Below are 13,083 nucleotides of genomic sequence, written 5' to 3'. Positions count from 1 at the left end.
TCGAGGCGCGCTTGCGGTGCGCTCCGTCACCATAGTGCACCACGAAAGGTTCCGCTCCCAGTCCTTTTGCACCTGGTTCTTCGACCGTGCGAAAGCGCGGCGCGAGCGAACCGGTCAGGCGGTTGCGAAGCGACGCGCTGAGCGCTCCTTCGCCTTCGCGGCTTCCTCGTCCCGGTCTTTCGGCGGCGCGGACGTGACCAGTTCCGCCAGGAGTCGCTCGGTGATGAATCCGATTTCCGCCACAGCCCGATCGAAAGCCTCCTGGTTCGCCTTCGATGGTTTGGTGGTACCGCTGATTTTCCGGACGTACTGCAGCGCAGCCGCATGAACCTCGTCGCTGGTTGCTGACGGTTCAAAATTATGGAGTGTTCTGATGTTCCTGCACATGGTTCAAGGGTAGATCGAGTCTCTTCGCTATGGAACAGGCGGGCATGCAACTGCCCTGACACCCCGGCGTTGCGTGCAGGCGGTGTCTCGCTTCCGGAGCCAGTAGGCTGACATCATGACGAGCGTAAGTTCCGGCCGCGGGGCTGCCAACAGTCGGGGGTACGCATCCTGGCTGACCACCGACGTCGTGTTGATTTCCCTCTTCGCGCTTCTCGGACACCTCTCCCACTATGGTGCGCTTTCCGCCTCCGGCATTACTCGTACAGCACTCCCCTTCCTCATTGCCTATTTCGTCACGACGGCGATTTTGCGTCCATGGCACCGGCCCCTTGCGCTGTTGTGCACTGCAGTCCCGCTATGGCTGGGAACGGCAGCCGGCGGTCTGGCGCTACGGGTGCTTCTCGGTGATGGTGCGGCTTTGTCGTTCCAGATTGTCGCGCTCGGCGTATTGGGACTGTTCCTGATTGCCCCTCGCGCCGGTGTACGGCTGATGCAGCGCCGTCGTCCTCAACCACAACCCACAACGGACACCAGTCGAAACCAAGGAGCACCCAGATGATCAGTGCGTTCGTACTCATCCAGACCGACGCCAGCCGTATCCCCGAGTGCGCGCAGGAAATTTCTGAACTCGAGGGCATCAGCGAGGTGTACTCAGTCACCGGCGAATGGGACCTCATTGCCATTGCGCGGGTGAACCGCCACGAAGATCTCGCGGACGTAATTGCCGACCGGTTGTCAAAAGTGGAGGGCGTCGAATCGACCACCACCCAGATTGCGTTTCGGTCCTACTCGAAGCATGATCTCGACGCCGCCTTCTCCCTCGGTTTCGAGGGCTAAGCACTCGCTTATGAGCTGGTGACCGCTATCCAGCGGTCCAACGCTGCCTGGGCCGCGCCAGAATCGATCGACTGCTCTGCGCGGCGCATATTTGCTCGAATCCGCTCAACAAGCGGAGCCGAGTGCTCAGTGTCCAGCGCAGTCAGTCCCGCTGCCGCATTGAGGACGACGGCGTCGCGCACCGGCCCCTTCTCCCCCGCCAGTACGGCGCGAACCACCTTCGCGTTGCTTTGGGCGTCTGAACCCCGCAGAGCCTCGACAGCCGCTTCCGGCAGATCGAAATCACCCGGATGGACGGTGTGCTCGGCGACGGCCCCGCCGCGCACCTCCCAGACGGTGGATGATCCGCTCGTCGTCAGCTTGTCGCGGCCGTCGCTGCCCCGGAAAACCAGCGCCCGGACTCCCCGGGCTGCGAGAACACCCGCCATGAGCGGCGCCATCCGTTCACTGGCGCAACCCAGCGCCTGCGCTTCGACTCCGGCCGGATTGCTGAGCGGACCCAGGAAATTGAAGGCGGTAGGGACACCGAGTTCCCTGCGCGGTACTGCAACGTGGCGCATCGACGGGTGAAAGACCTGCGCAAAACAGAAGGTGATATTGGCTTGCTCCGCCGAGCGCGCTACGTCACTGATAGACAAGTCAAGCCGCACCCCCAGCGCCTCGATGACATCAGCTGCACCCGAGGAAGAGGAGGCACCGCGATTCCCGTGCTTGACTACCCTGGCACCGGCACCAACGGCCACCAGCGAGGACATGGTCGAGATATTGAGCGTGTTCAGGCCGTCTCCGCCGGTTCCCACGATGTCCAGGGCAGGACCTGGCACGTCTATAGTGTGAGCACGCGAGAGCATCGCCTCGACGAGGCCCACCAGTTCCTCAACAGATTCCCCCTTTGCTCGCAGGCCAATCAGGAATCCGGCGACCTGTGCATGCGAGGCGAGTCCTTCCATAATGGAATCCATTGCCCAACGGGTCTGCGGCGCAGTGAGATCCTCTCCCTCGATGAGCTTCGAGATCAGCTGCGGCCAGCTGGTTGCGGGGGCTTCTGGAGCAGGAATCGCAGTCACTCCCCTAGGTTATCTACGAATTGTAGAAACTCATCACGGTGTTACTCCCGCGCCGTTACAGGCAACTCTCGCATCCGCACATATGAGCTGGGCACGCCGAGGCCGTTTCGCATTGGTGAAGTGGGATCTTTTAGAGACATAATGTCAGAGTGACGACAGCGACCCATGCCCCCAGCTCCACTGCGCATCCAACACTCAACCGGCCAAACATGGTGTCGGTAGGCACCGTTGTATGGCTTTCCAGTGAACTTATGTTCTTTGCCGGACTCTTCGCCATGTACTTCACATTGCGCTCCACGTCCGGCGAACTCTGGGCTGCCGAGACGGAGAAGCTGAATGTACCTTTTGCGCTGATCAACACCATCATTCTGGTTTCGAGCTCGTTCACCTGCCAGATGGGTGTGTTCGCCGCCGAGCGGCTCCAGCCCCGCAGGGCGGGTGGAGTGTTCAACATCGCCAAGTGGGGCATGGTCGAGTGGTACCTGCTGACCTTCCTCATGGGCGCAGTGTTCGTGGCAGTGCAGGCATATGAGTACGCAGAATTGGTCGCCGAAGGGATCACCCTTTCCGCCAATGCCTATGGATCGTCGTTCTACATCACCACCGGTTTCCACGGCCTGCACGTCATCGGCGGTCTGATCGCCTTTCTCTTCATTATTGGACGCGCCTACGCGGCCAAACGGTTCGGACACTTTGAAGCGACGTCGGCGATTGTCACTTCGTACTACTGGCACTTCGTCGACGTGGTGTGGATCGGGCTGTTCATCATCATCTACTTCTTGAAGTAGATTGCTCTTGAACCCTTTTCTACCCGGTGTAGAATTAGCGTGGCGGTCGCGAGGGTGGCTGACACCAATCGTGTACCGTACCGAAGCAATACAGAAGGCAGGAAACAGGACGTGAAGGCACTTTCGCAGAGGCGGCGTCACCCCCTGGCAGCAATAGCGCTGCTGCTAATGGGATTGTTGCTAACAGGTGGCATCTATGCCGTCGCTAGCAACGCGAACGAGGCCAAGGCACAAACCACTTTCTCAGCCAGTGATATTGAAGAAGGCGAAAAACTTTTCGTCGCAAATTGCGCAACGTGCCACGGCATGGGAGCGGCCGGCACTGAAGACGGGCCCTCGCTGGTCGGCGTGGGAGCCGCAGCAGTTGACTTCCAGGTTGGCACCGGGCGTATGCCGCTTCAAATGCAGGGCCCGCAGGCGCTTCAGAAGCCGGTTCAGTTCACCGATGAGCAGATCCGGCAGATGTCCGCCTACGTCGCCTCGCTGGGCGCAGGTCCTGCAATTCCCGGCGAGGAAGAGCTCGACCTGGAAGGTGCCGACCCCGCTGCCGGCGGTGAACTTTTCCGAGTGAACTGCGCAATGTGCCATAACGCTGCCGCTGCTGGTGGAGCGTTGACTCGGGGCAAGTTCGCTCCGGCGCTCGAAGGCGTGACGGACAAGCACATCTACGAAGCGATGATCACCGGGCCGCAGAACATGCCGGTTTTCAGCGACGCGAACATCACCCCTGAGGGCAAGCAGGACATCATCGCGTTCCTCAACATCATCGAAGAGCAGGGTTCCCCCGGCGGCGCGGACCTTGGTTCCCTAGGACCGGTGTCAGAAGGACTGTTCATCTGGGTTGCTGGGCTCGGAGTGATAATCGCGTTCACAGTCTGGCTGACCTCCCGCTCCTCGTAGCGAGCGGCCACAGCACTAAACCAAGGACACAGGATTGACGAGTGAAGTTTCTAAAGAAGGATGAGAGGGATCATGGCCGACCATAGTGACGGCAGCCCGGAGAACGCGGTTACCGTAGCTAAGCCGGGTCAGGGCGGCTTGCAGAAGTTCCAGGATCCTGGACTCCCACCGCACCGGCCGCGTTTGGCTGACGTAGACCCCCGGGCTGAGAAACGCGCAGAGCGTCAGGTCGGAGTGCTGTTCCTCGTTTCCATCTTTGGAACATTGCTTTTCTTCTTCGGATATTTCTTTATCCCCCTCGACCAGACAATCGCGAACCTCCGCCTACAGAACCTGCTCCTCGGATTGGGAACCGCGTTCGCCATGCTTGGCATTGGTGTCGGAATCGTGCACTGGGCCAAGACGCTGATGCCGGATCATGAGATCGCTGAGGACCGGCACGAGATTCGCCCCGAAGCAGACCGCGCTGACGCTGAAAAAATCGTTGGCGACATCCTGGAAGAATCCGGAATCAAGCGCAGGCCGCTGATCCGCAATACGCTCCTCGGCGCGGGAATCCTCGCAATCTTCCCGGCCATCGCAATCTTCCGGGACCTCGGTCCGCTGCCCGGTGACGTGCTTCGCCAGACCATGTGGGATGAAGGCGTACGGCTGACCCGTGATCCGAGCGGCACCCCGATCAGGGCTTCGGACGTCACTATTGGCTCAGCGTTCCACGTCATTCCCGAGGGCCTCAATGAGGCGGAACACAAACTCGAGGAAAAGGCTAAGGCTGTTGTTCTACTCATGCGCCTGAGTCCTGAATCGCTGAACCCGTCTCCGGGGCGCGAGGATTGGGGCTATGAAGGCATCGTTGCCTATTCCAAGATTTGTACCCATGTGGGCTGCCCTGTAGCCCTTTACGAACAGCAGACCCATCACCTGCTTTGTCCGTGCCATCAGTCAACCTTCGACGTCACCCAAGAAGCGAAGGTTATTTTCGGCCCGGCCGCCCGGCCGCTCCCCCAACTTCCCATCTCCGTGGATGAAGAAGGTTACCTGGTAGCGACGAGCGACTTCCAAGAACCCGTAGGACCAAGTTACTGGGAGCGTGGAGTGTGAGCAGCTCAGCAGCTGGACACCAGTACCAGCCAAAGACAAACGTCGGCAAGATTGCCAACTTCGTCGATACCCGCGTCGGTGGATCCGCGATAGTCAAAGAGTTTGGGCGGAAAATTTTCCCAGACCACTGGACGTTCATGTTTGGCGAAGTTGCGCTTTACTCCTTCGTCATCCTTCTTCTGTCGGGTACATTCCTGACCTTCTTCTTCGACCCTTCGATGGCCGAAACACATTACGAAGGAAGCTACGTACCGCTGCGCGGTATCGAAATGTCGGTGGCCTACGCTTCCTCGCTCGATATCTCCTTTGATATCCGTGGCGGGCTGTTCATGCGGCAGGTACACCACTGGTCTGCACTGCTCTTCGTTGCTGCCGTGTCAGTGCACATGCTGCGGGTTTTCTTCACCGGTGCATTCCGGCGTCCGCGCGAGCTGAACTGGGTTATCGGCGGTGTGCTGCTCATCCTTGCGATGGCCGCAGGGTTCACGGGGTACTCACTCCCGGACGACCTGCTCTCCGGTAACGGTCTTCGAATCATCGACGGCGTGATCAAGTCAATTCCCGTGGTGGGGACCTACATCAGTTTCTTCCTGTTCGGCGGTGAATTCCCCGGTACCGTGATCATCCCGCGCTTGTACGTGCTCCACATCCTCCTGATTCCGGCTCTGATTCTCCTGCTGATCGCGATGCACCTCTTCCTGGTAGTTGTTCACAAGCACACTCAATTCCCCGGCCCGGGCCGCACCAATGACAATGTAGTGGGCTATCCGGTCGGTCCCGTTTACGCGGCGAAGGCCGGCGGCTTCTTCTTCATCGTCTTCGGTATCATCGCCGCAATATCAGCGGCATTCACGATCAACCCCATCTGGAACTATGGACCTTATGATCCTTCCCCTGTCTCGGCCGGTACCCAGCCCGACTGGTACATCGGGTGGGTGGACGGCGCCCTGCGTCTTATGCCCGGCATTCTGGCGGGTTTCCCGTTCGAGTGGGAAATCCCATTCCCCTGGGGCACTAACACGCTCTCTCTGAACGTGCTGTTCCCTGCGCTCGTGCCTGCAGGGATTGTCTTTACGCTGCTGTTTGCCTGGCCGTGGATTGAAGCCTGGGTGACCAAGGACCGCAGGGAGAAGCACTTGCTCGATCGGCCGCGTAACGCTCCTACCCGCACCGGCATCGGCGTGGCAGGCGTGGTGTTCTACTGCGTCATGTGGGCAGCAGCCAGTTCCGACCTCATCGCTACGCACTTCATGGTCTCGCTGAATGATGTGACTTACTGGCTCCGTGTCCTGGTGATCATCGGGCCCGTGATCGGTTTCATCGTGGCCCGTCGTATTGCGCTGGCCCTCCAGCGCAAGGACCGCGAGATTGTGCTCCACGGACGTGAGACGGGTCGTATCGTAAGGCTCCCCCACGGTGAGTTCATCGAGGTCCACGAGCCGGTGGACGAGTACAAGCGTTACAAGCTGGTCAGTTTCGATTCGCCCGTCACTCTGTCCGCTGAAGCGGACGTCAACGGTCATGTGTCAAAGGGTGAGAAGGGCCGCGCATGGGCTTCGAAGTTCTTCTTCGAGGATCGTGTCGCACCAGTCACACCAGCGGAGCTTGAGGAGGCTCACTCGCACGGCCACCATGGCGAAGTTGCAAGCGAGCATGACAAGGCTGCCATCTCCAGCAAGTAGTCGGGGCTGAGAGCTATAGAAAGAGGAGTGGGGCGCCCAGTGCGCCCCACTCCTCTTTCTATAGCTCTCTCCCTATCGGGCTGGGCTCATTCGGCAGATGACGTTCAGCTGAAGCGCTTGGCAGTGTAGGTGCGAGGTGTGCGGACACCGGGGCGCTGAAGCGGAACCCACAGCTTGTACCTGTCAGCCCGGTAGTACGAGACCGAATAGTCCACCATGGCCCGGGCCACATAGGCATGGCGTTGAATCTTCAGGAGAGGGGCGCCCATCTCGACGTTCAGCAGACGGGCAATAGAGGGCGACGCCGCAGTCGCCTCCACTGTGTCTTCCCCCCATTCCATCACGAGCCCGTATCTCTCGCTGAGAACGTTATACAGCGACGTCGGCGGAGCATCATCAAGTATTCCGGGGACGCGGTGTGCCGGGATGAAGTTTTCGTCCACACTCATTGGTTCGCGGTCTGCCAACAACTGACGCCGGAACCTGACGACCGGGACGCCCTGCTCAATCTGCAGTTCGCGGGCAATGAGCGGTGTGGCTGCCATCTGCTCGAAGCTGAGTACCCGAGCATCCGGGACCATGCCCCTGCGGTGCATCTCTTCGCTGTAGGAGGTGAGCTTCATCTGCAGATCGAGCTTTGTGTGGGCTACGAAGGTTCCAAGGCCTACGATTCGTTCCAGAACCTCCTCGGCAACCAGTGCGTCGATGGCGTGTCGTACAGTCATCCGCGCAACACCGAAGTGTTCGGTCAGCTTCCGCTCAGACGGAATGGCTGTACCAGGCTCCGCGTGACACAGGATGTACTCGCGGAGCAGTTCGCGAAGCTGTACATGCTTGGCCGCCTTGCCGTCGAGTGTAGTACGCAGTGCGTCGAGTTGATCCGGCATGACGGCTCCTGTTATGCACGGGTGCGAACCCGGCTAGATAGACCGGTATGGTCACCATATTCTATAGCTTGGTATCAGGAGCGGCGACGGAGTAATCCAGAGCAACTACTCTCAAGAGGAGGTACACGAAGGGTCCCGCACAAAATATGTACGGGACCCTCCATTTCGGACACGCTTTGGACGACTAGTGCGCGTGGTCTCCCCTGCTGTATTCAAAGACCCATCCGACAAGTGCGATAGCCGCCAGGCCCGCCGACACGTAGAGAATCCACCATCCAGCAGCGAGGCCCAGGAAACCGCCGGCTGCAGCAAGGCCGAGGACAAGCGGCCACCAGCTCCAAGGGCTGAAATGCCCCTGCTCGCCCGAGCCTTCATGAATCTCCGCGTCGCGGCGATCCTCCGGGCGCAGTCCCACGCGGCGCCCCGTGAACCCGAGGTAGAAGCCGATCATGGCGGCGACACCGCCCACAAGCAGGATGCCTAGAATGCCAACCCACTCAGACCAATTGGTCAGGAAACCGTAGACCACTGCTACAGGTACAAAAAAGGGAACCAGTAGAAGGAACAGTCGTGTTTCTACCTTCACTTAAGCGTCCTTCCGATCAGCGGATCCGAGCAGCTGGCCTGCCGGTGAACCTGGTGTGTGCCACTGCGCAAGCTCCGGGTGGTGTAGATCCAACGCAGGGCGTTCCGAGCGGATACGTGGCAGGGAGGTGAAGTTGTGCCGTGGTGGCGGGCAGGAGGTAGCCCACTCCAGCGATGCTCCAAAGCCCCACGGATCGTCGACCTCGACCTTTGTACCGCTCCGCCAGGTGATGTAAACGTTCCAGAAGAACGGGATCAACGACGCGCCCAGAACGAAGGAAGCAATGGTGGAGAACTGGTTCATTGCGGTGAACATGTCTTCAGGAAGATAGTCAGCGTAGCGCCGTGGCATACCGATGACGCCCAACCAGTGCTGGATCAGGAACGTTCCATGGAAGCCAAGGAACAGGAGCCAGAAGTGGATCTTGCCCAGCCGCTCGTTCAGCATCTTTCCCGTCCACTTCGGCCACCAGAAGTAGAAGCCGGCGAACATCGCGAAGACGACGGTACCGAAGACCACGTAGTGGAAGTGAGCCACTACGAAGTAGGTGTCGGACACGTGGAAGTCCAACGGCGGGGATGCAAGGATGATTCCGGTCAGACCACCGAACAGGAAGGTGACGAGGAAACCGAGGCTCCAGAGCATCGGGGTCTCGAATGTTATCGATCCCCGCCACATAGTGCCGATCCAGTTGAAGAACTTCACTCCCGTGGGCACCGCGATCAGCATCGTCATGAAGGCGAAGAACGGCAGCAGAACGGCGCCGGTCACGTACATGTGGTGCGCCCACACCGTCACGGAAAGTGCCGCAATGGCGATCGTTGCGAAAACGATGCCCTTGTAGCCGAAGATCGGCTTACGACTGAAGACCGGGAAGATCTCCGAGACAATACCGAAGAACGGCAGCGCGATGATGTACACCTCTGGGTGTCCGAAGAACCAGAAGAGGTGTTGCCATAGGATCGCTCCTCCGTTGTCCGGATCGAAAATGTGTGCTCCGAACCGCCGGTCGGCACCGAGCGCAAACAGAGCGGCAGCGAGCGGCGGGAACGCCATCAACACGAGGATCGACGTGACGAGTGCATTCCAGGTGAAAATCGGCATGCGCCACATGGTCATGCCGGGAGCGCGCATGCAGATGATTGTGGTGATGAAGTTGACGGCGCCAAGGATGGTGCCGAATCCGGAAAGAGCAAGCCCGAACACCCATAAGTCACCACCAACACCAGGCGAGAACGTTGTATTGGACAACGGGGCGTACGCGAACCAGCCGAACGAGGCAGCGCCCTGCGGCGTGATGAATCCGGACACTGCGATGGTGCTGCCGAAAAGGAAGAACCAGAAAGCAAGGGCATTCAGCCGTGGGAAGGCGACGTCGGGTGCACCGATCTGCAACGGCATGATGACGTTTGTGAACCCGGCAAACAGCGGGGTTGCGAACATGAGCAGCATAACCGTGCCGTGCATGGTGAAGAGCTGGTTGTACTGCTCTTTGGTCTGCAGAATCTGCATTCCCGGTTCGAACAGCTCGGCGCGGATGACAAGCGCCATAACCCCACCGAGGCAGAAGAACACGAATGAGGCGATCAGGTACATATACCCGATGGTCTTGTGATCAGTGGAGGTGATCCAGTTGACGACTATGCGTCCCTTGGACCGCGGTACAACCCGTGGAGCAACCGTCGTGCCGGCGTCCTCGGCAGTGTATTCGTAAGTAGACATCTAATTAATCCTGCCCAATTTGCTCGTCAGCTCCGCTGGGGCTCTCGCCGGTCACAGTCTGCGGATTGCGGTCATACTCTTCGCCCAGCTGGCCGTCCTCAAGGGTTTCCAGATAGGCCTGGTACTCCTCCTCGGAGACAACCGCTACGTTGAACAACATCTCCGAATGGTACTCGCCGCACAGCTCGGCGCACTTCCCTTCGAAGACGCCCTCACGCGTGGGAGTCAGGGTGATGTAGTTTTCCCGTTCGGGAATCATGTCCCGCTTTTGAAGGAAGGCCGGAACCCAGAACGAATGGATTACGTCGCGGGAGTTGAGCCGGAATTCCACCGTCTGGTTGACCGGCAGATAAAGCGTCGGAAGAGTTTCCGGGACGCCCGGCTCACCATCGAGTTGAGCCTGGACACCTGAGGAATACTTGTCCTCGAGCACGTAGTTGAAGTCCCACGACCACTGCTTGCCGCGCACATCGATGATGACATCGGGGTCCTCGACACGGGCGTCGATGATCTGTTGATCACGGTCGGTGAAGTAGAAGAGCACCAGCACCATGAAGATCGGAATTGTCAGGTAAAACACTTCCAGCGGAAGGTTGTAGCTGATCTGGCGCGGGTACCCGGTCTCGTTGCGACGACGACGGTACGCGACGATGCACCAGATGATCAGGCCCCAGGTGATGACGCCTACTATCAGGGCAGCGATCCAGGAGTTGACCCACAGGTCAATGATCCGACCGGTGTGGTTGGTGGTATCACGCTCGGTGGGTAACCAACCCTTTTGGACTTCTGATGAACAACCAGACAAGAACAGCGCAGCCACGACCACGAGGCTTGAGACCTTGAAAATCTTTGCGCGTCGGCTGCCGGTTCGGTCCTGCGAACTCACAGACGGCCCTTCCTTTTCTCACGTGCGGTGCCACCGACGGTGACAGCATTTCCGTGCACGGTGCTGCCTGAGCTGCTACTCAAACGCGATGCACTTTCAGTTTTACTACTCACTGTAGAGCTTACCCGCAACGGCAGCCATCGTGTGACAACAAAGCCCCCGTCCGTACCTCTTTCGGATACGTGACGGGGGCTTTGGTACCCCACTTTCGGGATGGACCTCTAGTGAAAGGAGTCACCGCAGGCGCAGGACCCGCCGGCGTTCGGGTTGTCGATGGTGAAGCCTTGCTTGGAGATGGTGTCCTCAAAGTCAATGGAGGCCCCGGCGAGGTAGGGAACGCTCATGCGGTCAACGATGACCTCCACGCCGTCGAAGTCACGAACCGCATCGCCATCGAGGACGCGTTCATCGAAGTAAAGCTGATAGATCAGCCCCGAACACCCGCCGGGCTGGACCGCCACGCGCAAACGCAGATCAGTCCGGCCCTCCTGCTCAAGGAGGCTGCGTACCTTGCCGGCAGCAACATCTGACAGGTTAACCTCATGTACCGGCAGTTCGGTATCTGCGGCCGTCTCAGTGGTTGGTTCGCTTGTTGATGTGCTCATGGTGTGCGTTCTCCTTTACTATGTGCCCGCCGCACCGGTTCCCCCGCCTGCGATCATAACGCCGGGCGGCGTGTGGCTTTCAGCGCCTCGCAGCGCTGTCCGTCCCATGGTACGTCCGGTGGGCACAGCCTGCCCAGCTGTGTAACGATCCATGCTGGTCAAACATTCCGGGCCGGCCCGGCAGTGCGCGGCGGGGCACTGGTGTCAGCCGCCGGCGTTGAGCCGCGCGAGCATCAGAGCCTCTGCGAGCACCGCACGGTTGAACTCACCCAGGTGGAGCGATTCGTTGGCGCTGTGTGCCCGTGAATCCGGGTCCTCGACGCCGGTCACCAGAATTTGCGCCTCCGGATAGACCTCAGTCAGATCCGCGATGAAGGGTATGGACCCTCCGATCCCCGCTTCAACGGCCTGCGTTCCCCAGGCGGTCTGCAAGGCCCACAGTGCGATCTGGGCTGCCGGCCTCGTTGTGTCGGTGGAGAAGGGGTTGCCTGACTCCCCCGGCGTGAACGTCACCGTGGCGCCGAACGGAGCGTGGGAGCGCACGTGGCGCTCGACGGCGGCCATAGCCTTCTGGGGCTCCTGTCCGGGCGCTAGCCGAAGGCTGAACTTCGCCCGCGCTGTGGGCAGGAGCGTGTTCGATGAGACAGCTACTCCTGGCGCATCGATGCCGATGATGGACAGTGCGGGCTTCGTCCACAACCGTGACGCAAGGGAGCCTGTGCCAGCCAGCTGCACGCCGTCGAGAACCGAGGCATCAGCGCGATAGTCAGCTTCCGCATAGTTCACATCCGCGTCGTCATTCGAAACAAGGCCCTGGATGGCGACGCTGCCATCGTCGTCGTGAAGGGTGGCAATCAATCGGGCAAGCAGGGTCGGCGCATCCAATACAGGACCGCCGAACATACCGGAATGGACAGCGTGTTCCAGGACTCTGACCTCGATTACACCATCAACCAGTCCGCGCAGGCTGGTTGTGAGGGCAGGGATGCCGACCTTCCAGTTACTCGAGTCCGCAACCACGATGACGTCGGAGCGCAGGAGTTCACGGTGTTCTTCTAGGAAGCTGCGGAAGGTCGGGGATCCAGCCTCCTCTTCACCCTCGATGAATAAGGTGATGCCCAGGCCAAGGTCCTCCCCCAGGACCTCGGAGACAGCTCGGACCGCCGCGATATGGGCCATAATGCCGGCCTTGTCGTCCGCTGCTCCCCTCCCGTATAACCGGCCGTCTCGTTCCTCGGCGACGAACGGCTCGCTTTCCCACAGGTCCCGCTCACCGGGGGGGCTGGACATCATGGTGTGCATAGAGCAGGATGGTCGGTTTTCCCGCAGCAGCCGGACGCCGCGCGACGACAGCAGGACCACCGGGTGTGCCGTTGTTGTCCATTCGGAGGATACGCACATCCGTGATGCCCGTGGATCGGACTAGCGAAGCAACTGCTTCAGCACTGCGATCGAGTTCCGCGGGATCAAAGGTTGCCCAGGCCACACCCGGAATGGCGACGAGCGACTTGAGCTCCTCAATTGTCCGCGGGAATGCGGAGTCGACGGTGGAACGCAGGGCAGCAACGGTGGTGTCCGGCAGTAGATCACTTGAAGGCATATTCATGCCTTCGAGCCTACACACGCATGCGGAGA

Annotated in this window: 13 protein-coding genes and 1 pseudogene; 6 read left to right on the top strand and 8 right to left on the bottom strand. The window is 59.9% G+C overall.

Annotated elements, in window-relative coordinates; all coding sequences use genetic code 11:
- Nucleotides 1–114 precede the first annotated feature (114 nt).
- Complete coding sequence (locus tag ABFX19_RS10380; protein ID WP_277357114.1) at nt 115–387, bottom strand: DUF2277 domain-containing protein; 273 nt, start codon at nt 385–387, stop codon at nt 115–117.
- A 115-nt stretch (nt 388–502) separates the two neighbouring features.
- Between ABFX19_RS10380 and ABFX19_RS10375 the strand changes: the two genes are divergently transcribed.
- Together ABFX19_RS10375 and ABFX19_RS10370 are read left to right on the top strand one after the other, a co-directional pair.
- The gene (locus ABFX19_RS10375; RefSeq protein WP_346028262.1) at nt 503–946 is read left to right on the top strand and encodes a DUF3054 domain-containing protein; all 444 of its coding nucleotides are present in this window, start codon (nt 503–505) and stop codon (nt 944–946) included.
- Nucleotides 943–1,224 (top strand): Lrp/AsnC family transcriptional regulator, encoded by a 282-nt coding sequence (locus ABFX19_RS10370; RefSeq protein WP_056549538.1) that lies wholly within the window; start codon nt 943–945, stop codon nt 1,222–1,224. Before ABFX19_RS10375 ends, ABFX19_RS10370 begins: the two co-directional genes overlap by 4 nt.
- An 8-nt stretch (nt 1,225–1,232) precedes the next feature.
- Here ABFX19_RS10370 and trpD read toward each other — a convergent pair whose 3' ends face one another.
- Nucleotides 1,233–2,291, bottom strand: coding sequence for an anthranilate phosphoribosyltransferase (gene trpD / locus ABFX19_RS10365; protein ID WP_346028261.1), 1,059 nt, complete (start codon nt 2,289–2,291; stop codon nt 1,233–1,235).
- A gap of 149 nt (nt 2,292–2,440) precedes the next feature.
- Here trpD and ctaE point away from each other — a divergent pair, with 149 nt between their 5' ends.
- From ctaE to qcrB, 4 genes are all read left to right on the top strand, one after another.
- Complete coding sequence (gene ctaE, locus ABFX19_RS10360; protein WP_082566157.1) at nt 2,441–3,079, top strand: aa3-type cytochrome oxidase subunit III; 639 nt, start codon at nt 2,441–2,443, stop codon at nt 3,077–3,079.
- A 111-nt stretch (nt 3,080–3,190) separates the two neighbouring features.
- Entirely contained in the window at nt 3,191–3,979 is a 789-nt protein-coding gene (gene qcrC, locus ABFX19_RS10355; RefSeq protein ID WP_056549531.1) for a cytochrome bc1 complex diheme cytochrome c subunit, read from the top strand.
- Between the two features lie 72 nt (nt 3,980–4,051).
- Complete coding sequence (gene qcrA / locus ABFX19_RS10350; protein ID WP_277357111.1) at nt 4,052–5,080, top strand: cytochrome bc1 complex Rieske iron-sulfur subunit; 1,029 nt, start codon at nt 4,052–4,054, stop codon at nt 5,078–5,080.
- Entirely contained in the window at nt 5,077–6,762 is a 1,686-nt protein-coding gene (gene qcrB / locus ABFX19_RS10345) for a cytochrome bc1 complex cytochrome b subunit (RefSeq protein ID WP_346028260.1), read from the top strand. Before qcrA ends, qcrB begins: the two co-directional genes overlap by 4 nt.
- 104 nt (nt 6,763–6,866) lie before the next feature.
- Here qcrB and ABFX19_RS10340 read toward each other — a convergent pair whose 3' ends face one another.
- From ABFX19_RS10340 to ABFX19_RS10315, 6 genes and pseudogenes are all read right to left on the bottom strand, one after another.
- Nucleotides 6,867–7,649, bottom strand: a complete 783-nt coding sequence (locus tag ABFX19_RS10340) for a GntR family transcriptional regulator (protein WP_056549524.1) — start codon at nt 7,647–7,649, stop codon at nt 6,867–6,869.
- Nucleotides 7,650–7,833: 184 nt separating this feature from the next.
- Nucleotides 7,834–8,235, bottom strand: a complete 402-nt coding sequence (locus ABFX19_RS10335; protein WP_346028259.1) for a cytochrome c oxidase subunit 4 — start codon at nt 8,233–8,235, stop codon at nt 7,834–7,836.
- Nucleotides 8,236–9,957 carry an aa3-type cytochrome oxidase subunit I gene (gene ctaD, locus ABFX19_RS10330; protein WP_346028258.1) on the bottom strand — a complete coding sequence of 574 codons (1,722 nt, stop codon included), beginning with the start codon at nt 9,955–9,957 and terminating at the stop codon, nt 8,236–8,238.
- 4 nt (nt 9,958–9,961) lie between these two features.
- The gene (ctaC, locus tag ABFX19_RS10325; protein WP_346028257.1) at nt 9,962–10,843 is read right to left on the bottom strand and encodes an aa3-type cytochrome oxidase subunit II; all 882 of its coding nucleotides are present in this window, start codon (nt 10,841–10,843) and stop codon (nt 9,962–9,964) included.
- A 221-nt stretch (nt 10,844–11,064) separates the two neighbouring features.
- The gene (locus ABFX19_RS10320; RefSeq protein WP_026544041.1) at nt 11,065–11,448 is read right to left on the bottom strand and encodes a HesB/IscA family protein; all 384 of its coding nucleotides are present in this window, start codon (nt 11,446–11,448) and stop codon (nt 11,065–11,067) included.
- A gap of 204 nt (nt 11,449–11,652) precedes the next feature.
- Nucleotides 11,653–13,054: pseudogene (locus ABFX19_RS10315) on the bottom strand (M20/M25/M40 family metallo-hydrolase).
- Nucleotides 13,055–13,083 lie beyond the last annotated feature (29 nt).

The sequence above is a fragment of the Arthrobacter parietis genome, from assembly GCF_039530425.1.
Classification (GTDB): Bacteria; Actinomycetota; Actinomycetes; order Actinomycetales; family Micrococcaceae; genus Arthrobacter_D; species Arthrobacter_D parietis.
This window is presented reverse-complemented; position numbering and strand designations above follow the sequence as displayed.